This window comes from Arthrobacter sp. 05T442, from assembly GCF_056395945.1.
The window spans coordinates 126,931-145,534 of record NZ_JBFTKM010000001.1 but is presented as its reverse complement, the minus strand read 5'-3'; the positions used below and the strand labels follow the sequence as shown (position 1 = coordinate 145,534).

General features: G+C 67.0%; 20 protein-coding genes. 7 read left to right on the top strand and 13 right to left on the bottom strand.

Annotated elements, in window-relative coordinates; genetic code table 11:
- Positions 1-147 precede the first annotated feature (147 nt).
- The 5 genes from ccsB to AC1DES_RS00660 are packed head-to-tail and all read right to left on the bottom strand — an operon-like array spanning position 148 to position 5,168.
- On the bottom strand, positions 148-1,269 hold the full coding sequence (gene ccsB / locus AC1DES_RS00680) for a c-type cytochrome biogenesis protein CcsB (RefSeq protein WP_476893772.1): 1,122 nt from the start codon (positions 1,267-1,269) through the stop codon (positions 148-150).
- A complete protein-coding gene (resB, locus tag AC1DES_RS00675; protein WP_476893771.1) occupies positions 1,269-3,116 on the bottom strand; it encodes a cytochrome c biogenesis protein ResB in 1,848 nt (615 codons plus the stop codon). Before resB ends, ccsB begins: the two co-directional genes overlap by 1 nt.
- Positions 3,116-3,871: a cytochrome c biogenesis CcdA family protein gene (locus tag AC1DES_RS00670; RefSeq protein ID WP_476893770.1), complete on the bottom strand. Its 756-nt coding sequence runs from the start codon at positions 3,869-3,871 to the stop codon at positions 3,116-3,118. Before AC1DES_RS00670 ends, resB begins: the two co-directional genes overlap by 1 nt.
- Positions 3,872-3,882: 11 nt before the next feature.
- A complete protein-coding gene (locus AC1DES_RS00665; protein WP_476893769.1) occupies positions 3,883-4,500 on the bottom strand; it encodes a TlpA family protein disulfide reductase in 618 nt (205 codons plus the stop codon).
- 2 nt (positions 4,501-4,502) lie between these two features.
- Positions 4,503-5,168 (bottom strand): histidine phosphatase family protein, encoded by a 666-nt coding sequence (locus AC1DES_RS00660; RefSeq protein WP_476893768.1) that lies wholly within the window; start codon positions 5,166-5,168, stop codon positions 4,503-4,505.
- Between the two features lie 213 nt (positions 5,169-5,381).
- Here AC1DES_RS00660 and AC1DES_RS00655 point away from each other — a divergent pair, with 213 nt between their 5' ends.
- The 3 genes from AC1DES_RS00655 (at position 5,382) to AC1DES_RS00645 (ending at position 7,984) form a co-directional block, all read left to right on the top strand.
- Positions 5,382-5,930: a YceI family protein gene (locus tag AC1DES_RS00655; protein WP_476893767.1), complete on the top strand. Its 549-nt coding sequence runs from the start codon at positions 5,382-5,384 to the stop codon at positions 5,928-5,930.
- 452 nt (positions 5,931-6,382) lie between these two features.
- Positions 6,383-6,820 carry a hypothetical protein gene (locus tag AC1DES_RS00650; protein WP_476893766.1) on the top strand — a complete coding sequence of 146 codons (438 nt, stop codon included), beginning with the start codon at positions 6,383-6,385 and terminating at the stop codon, positions 6,818-6,820.
- Between the two features lie 237 nt (positions 6,821-7,057).
- Entirely contained in the window at positions 7,058-7,984 is a 927-nt protein-coding gene (locus AC1DES_RS00645; protein WP_476893765.1) for a hypothetical protein, read from the top strand.
- Between the two features lie 49 nt (positions 7,985-8,033).
- On the opposite strand, the gene AC1DES_RS00640 is transcribed toward AC1DES_RS00645, so the two are convergent.
- Entirely contained in the window at positions 8,034-8,729 is a 696-nt protein-coding gene (locus tag AC1DES_RS00640) for a redox-sensing transcriptional repressor Rex (RefSeq protein ID WP_476893764.1), read from the bottom strand.
- Between the two features lie 91 nt (positions 8,730-8,820).
- Positions 8,821-9,093 carry a glutaredoxin family protein gene (locus AC1DES_RS00635; RefSeq protein WP_476893763.1) on the bottom strand — a complete coding sequence of 91 codons (273 nt, stop codon included), beginning with the start codon at positions 9,091-9,093 and terminating at the stop codon, positions 8,821-8,823.
- Positions 9,094-9,202: 109 nt separating this feature from the next.
- Here AC1DES_RS00635 and AC1DES_RS00630 point away from each other — a divergent pair, with 109 nt between their 5' ends.
- Positions 9,203-10,021 carry an HAD family hydrolase gene (locus tag AC1DES_RS00630; RefSeq protein ID WP_476893762.1) on the top strand — a complete coding sequence of 273 codons (819 nt, stop codon included), beginning with the start codon at positions 9,203-9,205 and terminating at the stop codon, positions 10,019-10,021.
- A gap of 274 nt (positions 10,022-10,295) precedes the next feature.
- On the opposite strand, the gene AC1DES_RS00625 is transcribed toward AC1DES_RS00630, so the two are convergent.
- From AC1DES_RS00625 to AC1DES_RS00610, 4 genes are all read right to left on the bottom strand, one after another.
- Entirely contained in the window at positions 10,296-10,394 is a 99-nt protein-coding gene (locus AC1DES_RS00625; protein WP_003792170.1) for a 30S ribosomal protein bS22, read from the bottom strand.
- A gap of 204 nt (positions 10,395-10,598) precedes the next feature.
- A complete protein-coding gene (locus AC1DES_RS00620) occupies positions 10,599-10,811 on the bottom strand; it encodes a helix-turn-helix domain-containing protein (RefSeq protein ID WP_476893761.1) in 213 nt (70 codons plus the stop codon).
- 187 nt (positions 10,812-10,998) lie between these two features.
- Positions 10,999-11,379, bottom strand: coding sequence for a hypothetical protein (locus AC1DES_RS00615; RefSeq protein ID WP_476893760.1), 381 nt, complete (start codon positions 11,377-11,379; stop codon positions 10,999-11,001).
- 185 nt (positions 11,380-11,564) lie between these two features.
- The gene (locus tag AC1DES_RS00610) at positions 11,565-12,677 is read right to left on the bottom strand and encodes a 3-deoxy-7-phosphoheptulonate synthase (protein ID WP_476893759.1); all 1,113 of its coding nucleotides are present in this window, start codon (positions 12,675-12,677) and stop codon (positions 11,565-11,567) included.
- A gap of 456 nt (positions 12,678-13,133) precedes the next feature.
- On the opposite strand from AC1DES_RS00610, the gene AC1DES_RS00605 reads away from it, so the two are divergent.
- A complete protein-coding gene (locus AC1DES_RS00605) occupies positions 13,134-14,456 on the top strand; it encodes an alpha-hydroxy acid oxidase (protein ID WP_476893758.1) in 1,323 nt (440 codons plus the stop codon).
- Positions 14,457-14,534: 78 nt separating this feature from the next.
- Here the strand turns inward: AC1DES_RS00605 and AC1DES_RS00600 are convergent, their stop codons facing one another.
- Complete coding sequence (locus AC1DES_RS00600) at positions 14,535-15,092, bottom strand: ArsR/SmtB family transcription factor (protein ID WP_476893757.1); 558 nt, start codon at positions 15,090-15,092, stop codon at positions 14,535-14,537.
- Between the two features lie 67 nt (positions 15,093-15,159).
- On the bottom strand, positions 15,160-16,383 hold the full coding sequence (locus tag AC1DES_RS00595) for an acetoin utilization protein AcuC (protein WP_476893756.1): 1,224 nt from the start codon (positions 16,381-16,383) through the stop codon (positions 15,160-15,162).
- 103 nt (positions 16,384-16,486) lie between these two features.
- Between AC1DES_RS00595 and AC1DES_RS00590 the strand changes: the two genes are divergently transcribed.
- Complete coding sequence (locus tag AC1DES_RS00590; protein ID WP_476893755.1) at positions 16,487-17,920, top strand: TrkH family potassium uptake protein; 1,434 nt, start codon at positions 16,487-16,489, stop codon at positions 17,918-17,920.
- A 40-nt stretch (positions 17,921-17,960) separates the two neighbouring features.
- A complete protein-coding gene (locus tag AC1DES_RS00585) occupies positions 17,961-18,599 on the top strand; it encodes a potassium channel family protein (protein WP_476894205.1) in 639 nt (212 codons plus the stop codon).
- Positions 18,600-18,604: the final 5 nt, after the last annotated feature.

Genomic DNA, 18,604 nt, shown 5'->3' with positions numbered 1-18,604 from the left:
GCGCCGGCCCGCAGGCCGCGGCCGCGGATCCACAGGCCGCACGTGCAGATCCGAGGCCGCGCCTACAGTCCCGGGCTACAGTCCCGGGCTACAGTCCCGGGCTGCAGTCCCGGGCTACAGTCCCGGGCCCGCGCCTACAGTCCCGGGCTACAGTCCCGAGTAGGAGTGCAGCCCGTTGAAGAACTGGTTGACGATGGTGAAGTTGAAGACGACGCACAGGTAGCCGACAATCGACAGCCAGGCCGCGCGGGTTCCGGTCCAGCCGCGGGTGGCGCGGGCGTGCAGGTAGCCTGCGTAGACCACCCAGATCACGAAGGTCCAGACTTCCTTGGTGTCCCAGCCCCAGAACCGGCCCCACGCCTTCTCGGCCCAGATGGCACCGAACATGAGCGTGAAGGTCCAGCCCACGAACGCGATGGCGTTGATCCGGTAGGAAAGGTTCTCCAGGCTCAGGGCGTTCGGCACGAGGCGCATGAAGCCGAGCTTGTCGGCGCCGCCTGCCGCGATGGTCTTCTGGCGGTGCGACTGCACGAGCTGCAGCGCTGACATCGCGAAGGTCAGGGTGAACAGCGCGGAGGACATCACGGCGATGGAGACGTGGATGAGCAGCCAGTAGCTTTGCAGCGCAGGCACCAGGTGCCCGACGGGCGTCCAGAAGGCGATGGAGGCCGCAACGAGCATGATGATGGCCAGGCCGATCACGAACGTGCCAAGGAAGCGCAGGTCGCGGCGGATCAGGACAAGCAGGAAGACGGCCACGGCCACGAACGCGCCGGTGGTGAGGAATTCATACATGTTGCCCCACGGCACCCGGCCTGCGCCGAAAGCCCGCGTGATGACGCCGGCTGCGTGGATCGCTGCGCCGAGGACGGTCAGCGCGACGGCGACCCGCGCGGGCGCGCGCCGCTCGCTGCCGTAGCGCATGCCGCCGTCGGCGGTCAGGCCGATGCCTTCCTGGGCATTGCGTGAGGACGGCCGCTCGGCGCGGCCCACAGGGCCGCTAACGTCCGAGTCGGCGCGATCGGCGGGCCCGGCCGCGTCCGATCCGACGCCGCCCGCTCCGACGCCGGCTCCGACAGGTACCTTGGCCGCCTGGACGCCGGCGGCTGCCCCGGAGAGCTCCGCGGCCCTGAGGTCCACGGCGCGCAGCATCTTGCTGCTCTTGGCCAGGTCCCAGGCGAAGGCGATGAAGGCCACTGTGTAGGTGCCGGCGGCCAGCAGCATGAAGAGCTCGCTGTACTGGCCCATGGTTTCGTTGATGGGGAACATTACTGGTCCTTCTTTGGCTCGTGCGAGCCGGCTGTTGACTGGATGAAGTCTGCTTCGGGATGTTCCAGGAACGTTTGCCCTGCACCGGCGTCCGTCGCGGCAGAATCCGCCCGGTCATTATGCACCGTTCCGCTGGGAGCCGACTGGGAATCCCGGCCGGCAGCTGCGGCGGAGGGGTCGTCGTCGCCGAGCTGCCATGCGTTGACGAGCAGGGAGCGCAGGGCGGCGGCTTCTCCGGCGAGCCGGTGGTCCTCGCCGCGGGCCAGCAGGCCGTATTCCACCATGGTGCGGCCGTCGGCATGTGTCCCGGTCCGGATCCAGACGCGGCGGCGGTTCACGTACAGGGACGTAACGAGGCCGGCAACGGCCACGAGCGCGAAGATCAGCGCATAGAGCTGGCCCGGGTTGTGGTGGATGTCCACGCCGACGTACCGCTTCACGCCGTCGAAGCTGATGGAGCCCTTGCCGTCGGGCAGCGTGTAGCTGGCGCCCGGGGTCAGGACAATGCCCTTGGTGGGCAGGTTGCGGGCGTTGAGCGGGGTCAGTTTCTGCACATCGAGCTCAAACACGTTCTGCGCGGTGCCACCGTTCAGTCCGAGGTCGCCGAAATACGAGTTCAAGGTCAGCTGCGGGTTGATGAGCTCGGGATCAGCGCTGAAAGACACGCCCTGGTCCGTGACGAAAGCGGTGGGCAGGAAAAACCCGGCAAAGGCAAGCTGCTCGGGCTTGGCGTCCGGGACCTTGATGACCACGGAGGAATAGTAGTTCTGGCCCTGGAGCTTGGCCACGACGGGGCCCTGCATGGCGATGTTTCCGGCACCGTCGCGGACGGTGACGACCGGCGCATAGCCGTTGCCGGTGAGGTAGACACTGGTGCCGCCCAGGCTGAGCGGATCGTTGACCTTGAGCACTTCCTTCTTGGCGGGGGCGTCCGGGGTCTCCTTGGTGGTCACATCGGCTTTGAAGTCGATGGGCTGGCCGAACTTGCCTTTTGATTCGCGGTCGAACGTGATGTCGAACTTGTCCAGCTGGACCGAGTAGGGCTGGAGCTGGCTGCTCTGGAAGTTGGTGCCCGGGGTGAACTGGTCGTAGCCGACGAGCGTGTTCACGAAGGTGTCGCCCTCCACCAGGATCCGCTGGCCGCTGTAGCCAAACAGGCCGCCGGCCGCTACCGAGACCAGCACGCCGATCAGCGCAGTGTGGAAGAGAAGGTTGCCCACTTCCCGCAGGAACCCGCGCTCCGCGCCCAGGGACGGCCGCGCGCCGTCGCGGTCCCTGATGTCCACCCGGTATCCGCGCTTTTTCAGCACCGTGGCGGCGCCGGTGATGGCGTCCGACGCCGGGATCCCGGCGTCGGCGGGAATCACCAGCGTCCCGTACTCGGGCAGCCGCGAGAGCCGTGCCGGCGTGCGCGGCGGCTGTGAGCGCATGGCCTTGTAGTGCGCAATGGCCCGGGGTATCACGCAGCCGATGAGCGAGATGAACAGCAGGATGTAGATCGCGGAGAACCACGCGGAGGAGTACACGTCGTAGAGCTGCAGCGAGTCCAGGAGTTTGCCGTAGTCCGGGTGGTCCTTGATGTACTGCGTCACGATCGAGGGGTTGGCGGGGCGCTGGGGGAACAAGGATCCCGGAACGGCGGCGACCGCCAGCATCAGCAGCAGGAACAGCGCGGTGCGCATGCTGGTCAGCTGGGTCCAGGCCCAGCGGAGCATGCCCACCGGGCCGAGCGACGGCAGGACGGCCTCGGCCTTGGCTGTTGCAACGGGGTTGGCGGCGTCCGGCTTGGCACCGGGGTTGGCGGCGTCGGCCGGGGACTTCTTCTTTACGTTCACTCGCTCGCTCATCAGATCGGCAATTTCACATCGGTTTGGAACCAGTACTGCAACCCGGAAACCCAGGCCCCCCACACACCGCTGGCCATCAGCAGGCCCAGCACAATCAGGATGCCGCCGCCGGTGCGCTGGATGGCGAGGCGGTGTTTGCGGAAGAAGGACATCACTCCGACGCCGCGGCGCACGGCCAGGGCAATCAGAAGGAACGGGATCCCCAGCCCAAGGCTATAGACGAAGGCCAGGAAGGCGCCCTTGGCCGCAGAGGAACCGCCCGAGAGGCTCAGGAGCTGGACGGCGGAATAGGTGGGGCCGATGCACGGCGCCCAGCCCAGCCCGAACGTGATGCCCAGCAGCGGCGCGCCCCACAGGCCTGCCGGCGGTTTGGCATGGATCTTGGCGTCGCGCTGGAGCCAGCCGAAGCCGCCCATGAAGACGACCCCCATGACAACCACCAGAATCCCGAGCAGCTGGGTGATCCACTTGTTCTGCGAGCCGGTGATCAGGGTCCCCAGCTGGCCGAACGCCCCGCCGAGCAGGACGAAGACCGCAGAGAAGCCCAGGACGAAGAGTCCGATGCCGGCCAGCATGCGGCCGCGCTTCTGTTTCTGCAGGTCGACGCCGGTCAGCCCCGTGACGTAGCCCAGATACCCGGGCACGAGGGGCAGCACGCAGGGCGAAAGGAAGGAGACGAAGCCGGCCAGCAGCGCCACGGGCACGGCAAGCAGCAGCGAACCGTTCAGGATTGCTTCGGCGAAGGGGCTGTTCACGCAGGCCGCCGCTACTCGGCCACGGCGGCGTCGATGAGGGACTTGAGGGTCCCTTTCTGGATCTCGCCGAGCACGCGGGAGGCGACGCGGCCCTGCTTGTCCAGCACGAGCGTGGTGGGGACGGCGCCCGGGGGCACCAGGCCCGAAACGGCCAGCAGCACGGCGCCGTCCTTGTCGTTGAAGCTCGGGTACGTCAGGTTGAACGACTTCTCGAACGCGTCCGCCGTTGCCTTCTCGTCGCGGAGGTTCACGCCGAAGAACTGCACGCCCTGGCTCTTGAAGTCCTGGTGCAGGGCCTCGAGCGACGGCGCTTCGACCCGGCAGGGGGCGCAGGCGGCAAACCAGAAGTTCAGGACGGTGACTTTGCCCTGGAAGGCCTCCGGCGTCACGGCGGTGCCGTCGAACAGGGTCCCCTTCACCGCCACCGGGCTCTTGCGGTCGGCGGCGGCGAACTCGGTCACGGATCCGTCACCGGCCACGTAGTTCTTGTTGTCCCCGGCCTTCGCCTGTTTTGCGAGCGCATCCTCCTGGGCACAGCCGGAGAGCCCGAGCACTACCGCCAGGGCGGCGCCGCCAGCAGTCAAAATGCTGCGGCGGGACGGAGTTGCGTTCCGGTCGCTGCCTCGCACGCTCAGGCTCCCGGGGTGCTGGCGGCACCGGGCAGGAGGGCGGCGGCGGGCTCACTGTAGTCAACACGGAGGAGGTTGCCGGCGTCGTCGAACACGAAGGACGTCAGCGATGTCAGGGTGCATTCGCGCTTGCGCGGATCGTGCCACAACGGCTTGCCCTCGGCGCTGAGCCGGGTGGCCCAGATGGGAAGCTGATGGCTGACCAGGATGGCCTCGGCACCGTCGCCGCCGAGCTCGATGGCGTGCAGGCGCGCATCCTGGACCGCCGCGATCACCCTGGCAGCCTGCTCCTGGTAGGGCTCTCCCCAGGAGGGGCGGAACGGGTTGCGCAGCATCGGCCAGTGCTTCGGCTTGAGGATCTCTGCCTTGGTGACGTGCATTCCCTCAAAGTAATTGGCGGCCTCAATGATCCGGTCCTCGGTAACAACGTCGAGGTTGAGTGCCTCGGCGATGGGCCGGGCGGTCTCCTGCGCACGGGTCAGCGGCGAAGCCACGAGGTGAACGATTTTCGCCCCTTCCGCGGCGCGCTCACTGAAGTGGTCCGCGAGCACCCGGGCCATCTGCCGGCCGAGCTCGGAGAGGTGGAATTCCGGCAGCCTGCCGTACAGGACGCCGTCGGGATTGTGGACCTCGCCGTGGCGGAGCAAATGAACAGTGGCTTGGGGCATGTGTACCAGTTTCGCAAAGATGTCGGGCGATTTGAAATCTTCTACGAGAAGTAGAACTGAAGAGTTTCAAGAAATGTTCCCCGGAGTTGGAATAAAAGATGCAAATGCATGTTTATACTGGGTGAAGCGGTTAGTTGAGACTTCAACCAATGATGCTTCAACTAACGATCAGACGAACACCGGCACGACCCACCCGACCCAAGGAGAACCACCATGGCACTTCCCACCAACGTCACCACCGGAACCTGGACGCTCGACAACTCGCACAGCGAGATTGGCTTCACCGTCCGCCACGCAGGCATCAGCAAGGTCCGCGGACAGTTCAAGGACGCCGAGGCGACTCTGGACCTGGCCGAGAACGTGGCCGATTCCAAGGTCAACGCCACCATCAAGACCGCCAGCTTCGACTCCGGCGACGTCAACCGCGACGGCCACGTCCGCGGCGAGGACTTCTTCGACGTCGAGAACTTCCCGGAAATCTCCTTCGTCTCCAGCACCATCGTTCCGAAGGGCGACGCCTACGAACTGCAGGGCGAGCTGACGATCAAGGGCGTTACCCGCCCGGTCGCCCTCGAAACCGAATTCAACGGCGTGGCCGTGGACCCCTTCGGCAACACCCGCGCCGGCCTCACCGCCGAAACCACCATCAGCCGCAAGGACTTCGGCTTGACCTGGAACGCAGTCCTCGAAGCCGGCGGCGTGCTCGTCAGCGACAAGGTCGCCATCAACCTGGAACTGGCTTTCATCGCTCCGGCAGCCTAGTCAGCACCTCCCAGGACTGACCGGCCGACGCCGGACGTCCGCATCCAGCGCCCCGTTTCGTCACGTGATGAAGCGGGGCGCTGGCTTTTTCCCTCGGGGGCCCGTGCGGAGCGCTTGAGGGTTCGCCGGACGCGTGCAGGTGCCGCGGTCGACCCGCCCCGCAGCTGGCCCAAATTCCCTAGAGAACAGGGGCACCGCGGTCTAGAGTGAACCTCATGACCAACCCCAGCGACGTACCCCCGCCGGAGTACGGTGGCGCCCGTCCCGCGCCGGCAGGCCATGTCCCGCCGGCCGGTTCCGAGCCGCCCAGGATGAACCCGCAGGGTCCCCCGGGGTATCAGCCGCCGGGCCCGCAGGGTCCCCCGGGGTATCAGCCGCCCGGCCAACAGGCACCGGCGGGCGGGGTCCTCTTCGGAATGCCGGCGGACCGCCCCAGGAGCTTCAGTGACGCAATGCCCCACGGGGGCCTCTCTGGCATGTTCAGCGCCACCGCCATGCCGAACGAGCTCAAAGTCTCCTACTGGATCTGGCTCATCGGCGGGCTCCTCGGCCTTCTCGGCGGAGTCATAGGCCTGTTCGGATCCTTTGTCATCTTCGCTTTCGCCCCGGCTGTGGGCCTGCTGGTGCTCCTGCTGGTCCTGGTGGCGCTCACGCTGGCGGCAGCCCAGATCATCCTGGCCATGAAGATGAAGGAAGGCAGGGAGTGGGCCCGCTTCGCCCTCACGATTGTTGCCGGCATCTCTTTGGTTCTCGCTGTCGTCAACGCCAGCGCCGTGGCCGGCAGGGGCGGCGGCAGCATGCCGAGCTTCGTCATCAGCCTCGTGGCGACCGTGCTCATGTGGCTGCCCAACTCCCAGGCCTGGTTTGCCGGGCATCGGGGCCGCATTTAACGCGCTCGCGCCCCGGAATTCCAACCGTGACCGCCCCGGGGTTCCAGCCGTGGCCGCCCCAGGGCACTTGTCCCTGAGCAACCTCATGGCCTTCCGGACCGGGACCGAGAATACCTGTCCGGAATGATCCGCACGGCGGCACGGCCGCGGTACGGTGGAATTAAACCATGCTGGGGGCAGGGCAGGATCGCTGGTCCCGGTGGCCTATTCAGATGCCGATACGCAAAGGACCGCTTAATGAGCAACCCCCCAGTCCAGCCTCCGACTCCGGAAGCCCCCGAGCCGGGCGGACGGCCGGAGCCGGAATACGGCCAACAGGCCCCGCAATACGGCCAGCAGCCGCCCCAGGCCCCGCAGTACGGGCAGGCACCGTCCGCCCCGCAATACGGCCAGCAGCCGCCCCAGGCGCCGCAGTACGGGCAGGCTCCGTCCGCCCCGCAATACGGGCAGCAGCCGCCCCAGGCGCCGCAGTACGGACAGGCACCGTCCGCCCCGCAGTACGGCCAGCAGCCGCCCCAGGCGCCGCAATACGGGCAGAACGCTCCGCAGCCGCCGCAGTACGGGCAGCAAGCACCCCAGCCGCAATACGGGCAGAACGCTCCGCAGCTCCCGCAATATGGCCAGCAGGCGCCCCAATACGGGCAGCCCGCATACGGGCAGTCCCCCTACGCCCAGTACCCCTCCGACCAGGCGCAGGTTCAGGGCGGCATGCCTAAGCTCGTCAACACCGCCTTCTGGCTGATCGTCGCCTCGGGGGTCGTATGGGTGGTCTCCCTGCTCATCGGGTTGGCCACGTTGGACACCCCCGACGTCCGGAACATGTTCGACCAGCAGATGGCTGCCAGCGGGACCAAGATCGACTTCAACGCCATCAAGGGTTTCCTGGTCGGCACCATCGTGGTGTTCGCCGCGGTCAGCGCCGGGCTGTACGCCCTTGTGGCCATCAACGTCCGGAAGGGCAAGAACTGGGCGCGCATCCTGGGCACGGTCTTTGCCGCACTCTCAGTGTTCAGCATCTTCCCGCTGAGCATCGGAACTGTGGCGGCCCTGGCCGGCATCGCAGGAATCGTTTTGCTGTACCTGCCGGCAACCTCGCCATATTTCCGGAAACCGGAGCCGTTCACGCACCCGTACGGCCAGCCGGGAAACCCCTTCGGCAAGTAGCCCCAGGGCGACAGCGCACAGGGCGCGGGGCCGGACGATCTGGCTGGAGCTAGTCAGCATCCTCCGGGTCCTGCGCCCTTTGTGCGTGGTAGGCGAGGATCTGCAGTTCAGTGGCCATGTCCACCTTCCGCAGGTTGACCCCGGGCGGGACCTGCAGCATCACCGGGGCGAAACTGAGGATGCTCCGCACGCCCGCGGCGATCACCCGGTCGCAGACGCCTTGCGCCACCGCAGCGGGCAGCGCAAGGACCACCATATTGGCACCGGTCCGCTGCAGGACGGGCTCGAGGTCGGCAGCATCACTGACCCGCAACCAGCCCACTTCACTTCCCACCACCATCTGGTCGGCGTCGAAAATCGCCACGATATCAAAGCCCCGCGACTCAAATCCGCCGTAGCGCGCCAGGGCCTTGCCAAGGTTGCCGGCCCCGACTATGGCGACCTTCCAGTCGTGCGTCAGGCCCAGGGCCGCGGCGATGTGCCGGTTGAGGTACTGCACTTCGTAGCCCACGCCGCGCGTTCCGTACGAGCCCACGTAGGAGAGGTCTTTGCGGAGCGTGGAAGAGCTGACGCCGGACGCCTCGGCCAACGATTCGGAGGAGACGCGGTCCACGCCTTCGGCCAGCAATGTGGTCAGGGCGCGCAGGTAGATGGTCAGCCGGGCCACGGCCGCGGGTGGAATCTGCTTGGCGGCAGTCCCTGCTCCCCCGGGCACAGCCTCGGGGGATGAATCCAGCGAAGTCACTATCTGCTCCATTGCGTCGCGTTGTGCTTCCCACTCTAGAGCCCCCGCACTTCAGGCAACAAAGCAGCCAAGCCGCCGGGACGGCGGCGTATCAGGACTGTTGGCTGAGGGCCCGCCGCAGTGTCCGCGACAGGCGTTCTTCGTCGATCTTCCAGAAATCCCGCTGGACGCCGTTGACCAGCACCACGGGGATCTCCTCCGCGAAGCGCTCACGCAATGCGGCATCATCGTCGATGGACTGCTCAGTCCAGTCAAGGCCGAGAGCAGCCGTGACACGGCCGACGGCCTCGCGCGCGTCGGCGCAGAGGTGGCAGTTGGCTTTGGTGATGAGTACTACATCGGGGAAAGACGCGGGCTTGGCCATGCATCCACGGTAGCCCGGCGACAGCTCCGGCGTCGACGCGCGGCTCGTCCGGAGCCGGATCGGAGGCCTGTGGGGCCGGAGGACGCCGGGCATTGACTAGACTCGTGGCATGCCCGAGGAGAAGTACGTCGCTGTGGCCACCACGCCCGTTGCGTCATCGCAGCATGGCGAAGCCGCCTTTTTCGACGTCGACAACACCCTCATGAAGGGCGCCAGCCTTTTCCATGTGGCCCGCAAGATGCACCAGCGCGGGGCCTTCACCCTTCGCCAGGCTGCCGGCTTTGCCTGGAAACAGCTCATGTTCGTCCTGCGCGGCGAAAACATGGATGATGTCCACGCTGTCCGTGATTCTGCCCTGTCCCTGGGCGCCGGGATCACGGTTGAAGACATCAAGGCGCTCGGCGAAGAAGTCTACGACGAAATGATTGAGTCCCGGATCTGGCCCGGGGCCAAGGCCCTGGCCGAACAGCACCTCCGGGTGGGACGCAAGGTCTGGCTCGTGACGGCGACGCCGATCGAGGTCGCCACGGTCATCTCAACCCGGCTGGGCCTCACCGGCGCCCTTGGCACGGTGGGCGAGATCCAGGACGGGTCCTACACCGGTCGGCTCGTGGGAGAGATCCTGCACGGCCCGGCGAAGGCGGTGGCCGTGCGCGGAATTGCGGCCGCCCAGGGGCTGGACCTCAACCGGTGCTGGGCCTACAGCGACTCGCACAACGACATTCCGCTGCTGAGCATGGTGGGGCATCCGGTGGCGATCAACCCGGACTCCAAACTGCGCAGGCACGCCCGCGAACACAACTGGCCGGTGTACGACTTCCGGTCCGGACGGCGCGCCGCCACGCTGGGGCTCAAGGCCGCCACGGTCGGCGGGGCCATCTACGGCCTCTGGCGGGGATTCTCCCGTTTCCGCGGCCCCATGCCCTAGGCGGGGCGCTTTCTCGCTACAGATTCGGACCCCGGCCGCGTTTTCGGACCCGCGCTGCGGGGCTTTTCGCTACAGATTCGGACCCCGGCCGCGTTTTCGGACCCTCGCCGCGGGGATCCGGTCAGCGCACGTCCGGAACCGGCGCGAAAATCCAACTTCCGCGCAGTCTCGGGCGAGGTCAGGCCGGCCCACCCCCTCAGACCCGGGCTGGGCGTACAACAAAAATGCCCGCTGCCGGGATGGCAACGGGCATTTCACGCAGTGCGAAGTATTGCTACTTCTTATTGCGGCGCTGGTGGCGCGTCTTGCGAAGCAGCTTGCGGTGCTTCTTCTTGGCCATACGCTTGCGACGCTTCTTAATAACTGAACCCACGAAAGTTCCTTACCGGCTAGATGCAGTACCTGCCTGTTGGAAGGGGTCCGCGGGCTAAGCAGCAGACTGAAACAACTGACAGGTTCTTACAATGACGTAAAACGTTCCTTAACAGGGTACCGCCTCTCGGGGGCACCCCACGACCGCAGGCCCTACGGCGGACCTGCTGCCGCCGATTCGGACCGCAGGCGACGCCATGACCGCTTAACCAGTCTCCGTATGACCGTCGACAACGGCACCCTTGACATACTGTTCGACGGCGTTCTCCGGCACCCGGTAGGAGCGGCCGAAGCGGACGGCCGGCATCTCGCCGGAATGCACGAGCCGGTACACGGTCATCTTTGACACCCGCATAACTTCCGCGACTTCAGCCACAGTCAAGAAGCGGGCCTTGGAGAAGTTGGCCTCCGTAGACATTTTTTCCTTGTTCCTTTGCTCAATCGACCGGCAACCCCACCTGGTGACATGGCGGTGTGCCGATGCTGAGCCATACAACGACCATGTGCTAGTAACTCTAGAGGCTCATGGTGCCAATGTGAAAGGCTTCCGCAGGAATCACCACACGCGCTCCGCAGGAATCCCGAAATTGCGCTCGGCCCGACGGCTACGCCTTGTCCGGTCCGGCTTTGCGCACGGGCGCCACAGTCCCGTCGGTGCCGTAGTCGCCCTCGGAGTACTGGCCGACTTCCGACTCGGCGCTGCGCCCTGGAGTTGCACCGGCATCGCCATAGTCGGCCTGCACATAGCGCCCGGATTCCTCGGCCTTTGTGCCCAAGGGTTCGGGCAGGCCGCCTTCGCTGCCGGCGGCACCATAGTCACCCTCGGTGAACTGGCCTTCCTCGTCGTCCGAGTGGCGTCCTGCCTGCGTCCCGGCCTTGCCATAGTTGCCTTTGACGTACCGGCCCCGGAGTTCGGGGGCTTCCGGCTTCTCTCCGTTGCCCGTTGCTTCCGTGGGCTCGTCGAACTCGCTGCTGCCGCTCATCATCTTGCCTTTCCCGAGATGAACTCACGCGTCGTCTTTGGCGCAATTTAAGTCTATCGAGGGCCTCTTCGCCGCAACAGGGCGGCACTGCCCGCGGACCGGCCGATGGCGGTTATCCGGCGCCGGCCGGGGCGCGACCGGCCGGTGCCGACTAACCGGCGCCGCCAGGCCGGCGCTGGCGGGGCCGGTCAGCCGCGGGCCCGGCGCGTGCGAGCCGATGCCGCCAGTTGGCCGATCACCGACGCCGTCACGTCCCATTCCATGCACGCATCCGTCACGCTCTGGCCGTAGGTGAGTCCGTCCGTGCCGGCGGCGTGGCGGGCCACGTCCAGGTCCTGCGCCCCGCCCACGAGGAAGCTTTCCAGCATGATGCCGGCGATGGCGCCGGCAGCGGACCCGCCGTTCTCCAGCTGGGCGCCGATTTCGAGGGCTACTTCGGCCTGGCGGTGGTGGTTCTTGCCGCTGTTGGCGTGGCTGGCGTCCACGATAAGCCTCGGGTTCAGCTGCTTGGCCGCCAGTCGGGCCGAGGTGGCCTCGACGTCGGGTGCAGAGTAGTTGGGACCCCTGCGGCCGCCGCGGAGGATGATGTGGGTGTCCGGGTTTCCGGCCGTGGCCACGAGCGCGGCCCTGCCGTCGTCGTCGATCCCCAGGAACGCTTGCGCCGCCGCTGCGGCGCTGCACGCATCAAGGGCCACCTGAAGGTCGCCGTCGGTGCCGTTCTTGAAGCCGATCGGCATGGACAGCCCGGATGCCAGCTGCCGGTGGATCTGGCTCTCCGTCGTGCGGGCCCCGATGGCACCCCAGGAGACGAGGTCCGCCATGTACTGCGGGCTGATGGGTTCGAGGAACTCGGTGGCGGCGGGCAGGCCGAGGGCGGTGACCTGGCGCAGGAACCGGCGGGCGGCGCGCAGGCCCGCGGCGATGTCGTGGCTGCCGTCGAGCCGGGGATCATTGATGAGCCCCTTCCAGCCGACCGTGGTCCGCGGCTTCTCGAAGTACGTCCGCATGACGATCAGCAGGTCCTCGCGGTGCTTCTCGGCCTGGCTGACCAGCCGGCGGGCGTATTCCAGACCGGCTTTGGGGTCATGGATGGAGCAGGGACCCACGATCACGAGGAGCCTGTCGTCGACGCCGTCCATGATTGCGCGGACCTCGTCCCGGCCGCGTCCGATGACCTCCGCCATGCGGGTGTCCAGCGGCAGTTCCATGATCATGTCCTGCGGGCTGGGCAGCGGAGTGAATTCGCTGACGCGCAGATTCGAGGTGGACTGCTGGGTTGCGGGGGCTGCTTCGATGCTCACGTTCGGGTCCTGTTCCACGTGCGGAGCGGGCCCTGATCAGAACCCGCCGGAGAAATGGCGAAGGGCAGAGAATGATCTCTGCCCTGTTGGCTCTGAAGGAAAGTTGGATGCGTGTCAGTTAGACGCGGGCCCCTCCAGAGCCAACGAAAAATACGCATACCAACGCTTAGTCATGGCTTTGACGATAGCCCCGGCGTCGGCGACAGCGCAACCTTGCCGGGCTGATCCACGTAACACAACAGCGCCGGGGCAGCCGGCGGTGAGCCGAAGTGGCGGTTCGCGAGCGCACTGCCCGCCGGGCCGCGCCCCGGCAGTGCCCGGGCAGTGCCCGGGCCCGCCGGGCCGTGTCCGGGCCGGAACCTACCCCGGGGCGGACCGCTCCCCCTACAGTGTGGTTAGACCCCAGACGAAATGTCCGCCCGCCACACATCCCCAGATCCGTTCCGGAGGCCCGCCATGACCCACACCGTCCAGCCCAGCAACCCCGAGGTAACGCCCGGAGCGGAAACCGCTTCTGTGGCTTCCGCACCGGCCGCTCCCCGCGCTGTCCCCGCCGCTCTGAGGCGCAGGGTCCCCAAGTACTCGGATCTCGCGCCCCTGATGCAGTTCAAGAAACCCGAGTTCAGCCGGGCAGCCAGGCTCCGCCGCGCCAGCACCATCTGGGACCTGCGCGATATGGCCAAACGCCGCACCCCGCAGGCCCCGTTCGACTACACCGACGGCGCGGCCGAAGCCGAGATCACTTTGCGGCGGGCGCGCCAGGCGTTCCTGGACATCGAGTTCCGGCCCGGCATCCTGCGCGATGTCTCCAGTGTGGACCTGCGCACCGACATCCTGGGGAAACCGTCCCGCCTGCCCGTGGGGATCGCCCCGACGGGCTTCACCCGGATGATGCAGTCCGAGGGCGAGTACGCCGGTTCCCGGGCCGCCGCGGCCGCCGGCATCCCGTACACGCTTTCCACCATGGGCACGGCGTCCATCGAGGATGTGGCGGCAGCCGCCCCGGACGGCCGGAACTGGTTCCAGCTCTACCTCTGGACGGACCGCGACCGCTCGCTCCAGCTCATCGAGCGCGCAGCAAAAGCCGGAAACGACATCCTGATGGTCACGGTGGATACCGCCGTCGCGGGCGCCCGTCTCCGGGACGTGCGCAACGGCATGACCATCCCGCCGGCCCTGACCCTCAAGACCGTGCTGGATGCCTCCTACCGCCCGGCTTGGTGGTTCAACTTCCTCACCCACGAGCCGCTGACCTTCGCCTCGCTCTCCCGCTACACGGGCACGGTCGCGGACCTGATCAACTCCATGTTCGACCCCACCCTGACCTTCGATGACCTGGACTGGCTGCGCGAGACCTGGAAGGGCAAGCTCGTGGTCAAGGGCATCCAGACCGTGAACGACGCCCGCAAGGTGGTGGACCACGGCGCCGACGGCATCATCTTGTCCAACCACGGTGGCCGCCAGCTGGACCGGGCACCCATCCCGTTCCACCTGCTGCCCGAGGTCAAGGAGGCGTTCACCAAGGACAACACCGACGCGGCGATCATTCTGGACACCGGCATCATGAGCGGCGCGGACATCATCGCGGCGCTGGCGCTGGGCGCGGACTTCACGCTGATCGGCCGCGCGTACCTCTACGGGCTCATGGCCGGCGGCCGGGCGGGCGTGGACCGCGCGCTGCAGATCCTGGAATCGGACATGCGCCGCACCATGGCGCTGCTCGGCGTCAGCAAGATCGCGGACCTCACCCCCGACCACGTGCGGATCCTCGGCACGTAACCGGCCCGACCACCCAACTGACTAGCAGCAGGGGCCGTTCTCAGCGCTCAAAACGGCCCCTGCTGCCAGCTAGTTGGGTTACTTCTTGCGGCCGAACTTGGGCAGGTTCGCCAGGAGATCGGCGGCCCTGGTGGCGGCGCGCCCCACCGTGCGTCCGATCTGCTGCGGCATCTTGTCCTCGCCGGCCGTGCCCACCGGGATGACGACGGCGGGGCTCAGCGGGCTGCCCGCCGGACGGCTGGCCAGCGCCGCGGCTGCCTGCAGTGACCCGGCGGCGGCCGGTGACGCGGCGGCCGCTGCGGCAAGGCCGTCCGGGGAGGCCTTGGGAACGGTCGGTGGCACGCGCCCTGGCGCGGCTGATGCGGTCGCCGCGGAGCCGACGTCGAACGTCTCCAGCCAGCTGGCGATTCCGGCCAGGGGCTTCGGGTTCAGTGCGTAGTAGCGCTTCTGGCCCTGGGCACGCATGCTCACAAGGTCCGCTTCCCGGAGGACTTTGAGGTGTTTGGAAATGGTGGGCTGGCTTGCCTCAAGCTCCTGGACCAGTTCCCCCACTGCCTTGTCCCCCTTGCGGAGGGATACCAGAATGTCACGCCGGGTTGCCTCAGCAATGACGGCAAATACGTCGTCTGTCACCATGGCATCCACACTAGCGACATATACGCCGGATGGCATCCACTATTTGTTGGGGCCTGACCAGCACCGGCTAGTCGAACCAGGGGTCCAGCCCGTAGAGGGGAAAGACTTCCTTGCGGGTGGCCATCACAGTGCGGTCGACGTCGTCGTTGGGGTCGAAGCCGACTTCCCAGGAACGCCACCAGAGGTCGACGTCGTCCCCCATGACGGACGGGGGCTCCACACCGAACTTGGCGCCGTACTTTTCCCGGACATAGCTCCGCCAGTCCTCGGGAACCGGTGTGCGGAGCGGGACGGGACGGCCGGCCGCAATGGCGATGAGGTGGCTCCAGGACCGCGGGACCACAGTGACAACGTTGTAGCCGCCGCCGCCCGTGGAAATCCAGCGGTTGTCGCAGTAGCGGGCTGCCAGATTGCCGACGGCGGTGGCCGCCTCACGCTGGCCGTCCACACTGATGTTGAGGTGGGTAAGCGGATCCAGCCGGTGGGAGTCGCAGCCGTGCTGGCTGACGATGACTTCCGGTTCGAAGGCACCGATGAGCTGCGGCACCACCGCATGGAACGCCCGCAGCCAGCCGGCGTCCCCGGTGCCGGCCGGGAGCGCCACGTTCACGGCACTGCCCAGGGCGTTCGGGCCGCCGATCTCGTTGGCGAACCCCGTGCCGGGAAAGAGCGTCAAGCCCGTCTCGTGCAGCGAAATGGTCAGGACCCGGGGATCGTCCCAAAAAATGCTCTGCGTTCCGTCGCCGTGATGGGCGTCGACGTCGACGTACGCAACGCGCTGCACGCCGCCGTCGAGCAGCCGCTGGACCGCCAGGGCGGCGTCGTTGTAAATACAGAAGCCGCTGGCACGTTCGCGGGCGGCGTGGTGCATTCCGCCACCAAAATTCACGGCGCGGACCGCGCTGCCGTCCAGGATCGCAGCGGCCGCCAGGAGCGAACCGCCGGCCAGCCGTGCGCTGGCCTCGTGCATGCCGGCAAAGGCCGGGTCGTCCTCGGTTCCCAGGCCTCGCGCCACGTCGGGGGTGCCCGGATCTTCACTGACCCGGCGGACGGCCGCAACGAACCCGGCGCTGTGGACCGTTTGAAGTTCCTCATCGCTGGCCACCGGCGGAGCGGCCACCGTAACGTGCTCCAGGGCCAACAAACCCAGGCTGCCGGCCAGCCGCGCGGTCAGTTCCATGCGCTCCGGCGCCATCGGGTGGCTGTGGCCAAAGTTGTAGGCGGTCATGGCGGGATCCCACACCACCGTCGTCGGCAGCGCGGCCTGAGCGAGTCCGGGCAGGAATGTCATCAATCACAGGCTACCCGAGCGTGATGGGGCGCTCCCCCGTCATTGCGCGGGGTTTAGTGGTTTACTACTGAAGGAAGCAGTTTCAACCGAGGAAAAGCCACACATGACGCAAAGCCAGTCGAGGTCCACGAGCCCGGCCAGCTGGCACCCCGGAATGCCGGAGCGGGATGGCCTCTGGATCTTCACCCGCCTGCGCGACTTCATCGACAACATTGCCAACAGTTCCCCGGCGCGCCTGGCACTGACGACGTTCGGTGTGGTGATCGTGATCTTCACGGCCCTGCTCTCCCTGCCGCTGGCTTCGGCCACGGGCCAGGTCACACCGTTGCATGAGGCCCTCTTCACCGCGGTCTCGGCCGTCTGCGTGACCGGCCTGACGGTGGTCTCCACCGCCGCGCACTGGTCCTTCTTCGGCCAGTTCGTCATCCTGTTCGGCATTTTCGTCGGCGGCCTCGGCACCTTGACGCTGGCGTCGTTGCTGGCCCTCATGGTCAGCAAGAAGCTCGGCGTCCGGGGCAAGCTGATCGCCCAGGAGGCCATGAACAATGCCGGCCGGCTCGGCGAAGTGGGCACCCTGCTGCGGATCGTCATCGTCACGTCCGTGACCATCGAGGGCGCGCTGGCCGTGACCCTGGTGCCGCGCTTCCTGGCCCTCGGGGAGAGCTTCGGACAGGCCCTCTGGCATGGCGTGTTCTACGCGATTTCGGCGTTCAACAACGCCGGGTTCACACCCCACTCCGACGGCATCGTCCCCTATGAGACGGATCTGTGGATCCTGATCCCGCTCATGATCGGGGTGTTCCTCGGAAGCCTGGGCTTCCCCGTGGTCATGGTCCTCCAGCAGAACGGTCTGCGGTGGAAGAAGTGGAACCTGCACACCAAACTGACCATCCAGGTCTCGCTGATCCTGCTTGCCGCCGGCGCGGTGCTCTGGGGACTGATGGAGTGGAACAACCTGCGGACCATCGGCGGCATGGATGTGGGCGACAAGGTCACGCACTCGCTGTTCGCGTCCGTCATGCTGCGTTCGGGCGGCTTCAACCTCGTGGACCAGAACCACATGGACTCCACGACCATGCTGCTCTCCGATGCCCTCATGTTCGCGGGCGGCGGCTCGGCATCCACGGCCGGGGGCATCAAGGTGACCACCATCGCCGTGATGTTCCTGGCGATCGCCGCCGAAGCCCGCGGTGACGCCGACGTGAAGATTTACGGCCGCACGATCCCGGAGGGCACCATGCGCGTGGCCATCTCGGTGATCGTTGCCGGCGCCACGCTTGTCTCGGTCTCAGCCTTCCTGCTCCTGCAGATCAGCGGGGCGTCCCTTGACCGGGTCCTGTTTGAAACCATCTCCGCCTTCGCCACGGTCGGCCTCAGCACCAACCTCAGTGCTGAACTGCCGCCGTCGGGCGTGTACGTCCTGGCCGTCCTCATGTTCGCCGGGCGCGTCGGGACCGTCACCCTTGCCGCTGCGCTGGCCCTGCGCCAGCGCAGCCAGCTTTACCACTACCCGGAAGAGAGACCAATCATTGGCTAGTTCCTCAGGCGCCGTCAACCGCCCCGCCCACAACGCACCGGTGCTGGTGATCGGGCTGGGCCGCTTCGGCGCGTCCACCGCAGAGCAGCTGGTCAAGCAGGGCCGCGAAGTGCTCGCAATTGAACGCGACCGCGCCCTCGTCCAGAAGTGGGCCGGCGTCCTGACGCACGTCGTGGAGGCCGACGCCACCAATATCGATGCCCTACGCCAGCTCGGCGCGCAGGAGTTCAGCTCCGCCGTCGTGGGCGTGGGAACCTCGATCGAATCCTCCGTGCTGATCACGGTCAACCTCGTGGACCTCGGCATCGAACACCTCTGGGTCAAGGCCATCACGCCCTCTCACGGCAAGATCCTGACCCGGATCGGCGCCAACCACGTCATCTACCCGGAGGCCGACGCCGGCGTCCGGGCCGCGCACCTGGTCTCCGGCCGGATGCTGGACTTCATCGAGTTCGACGACGACTTCGCGATCGTCAAGATGTACCCGCCGCGGGAGACCGTCGGCTTCACGCTGGACGAATCCAAGGTCCGGTCCAAGTACGGCGTCACAATTGTGGGCGTGAAGTCCCCGGGCGAGGACTTCACCTACGCCCGGCCGGAGACCAAGGTCTCCTCACGGGACATGCTCATTGTTTCCGGGCACGTGGACCTGCTGGAGCGGTTCGCCGCCCGCCCCTAACCGTG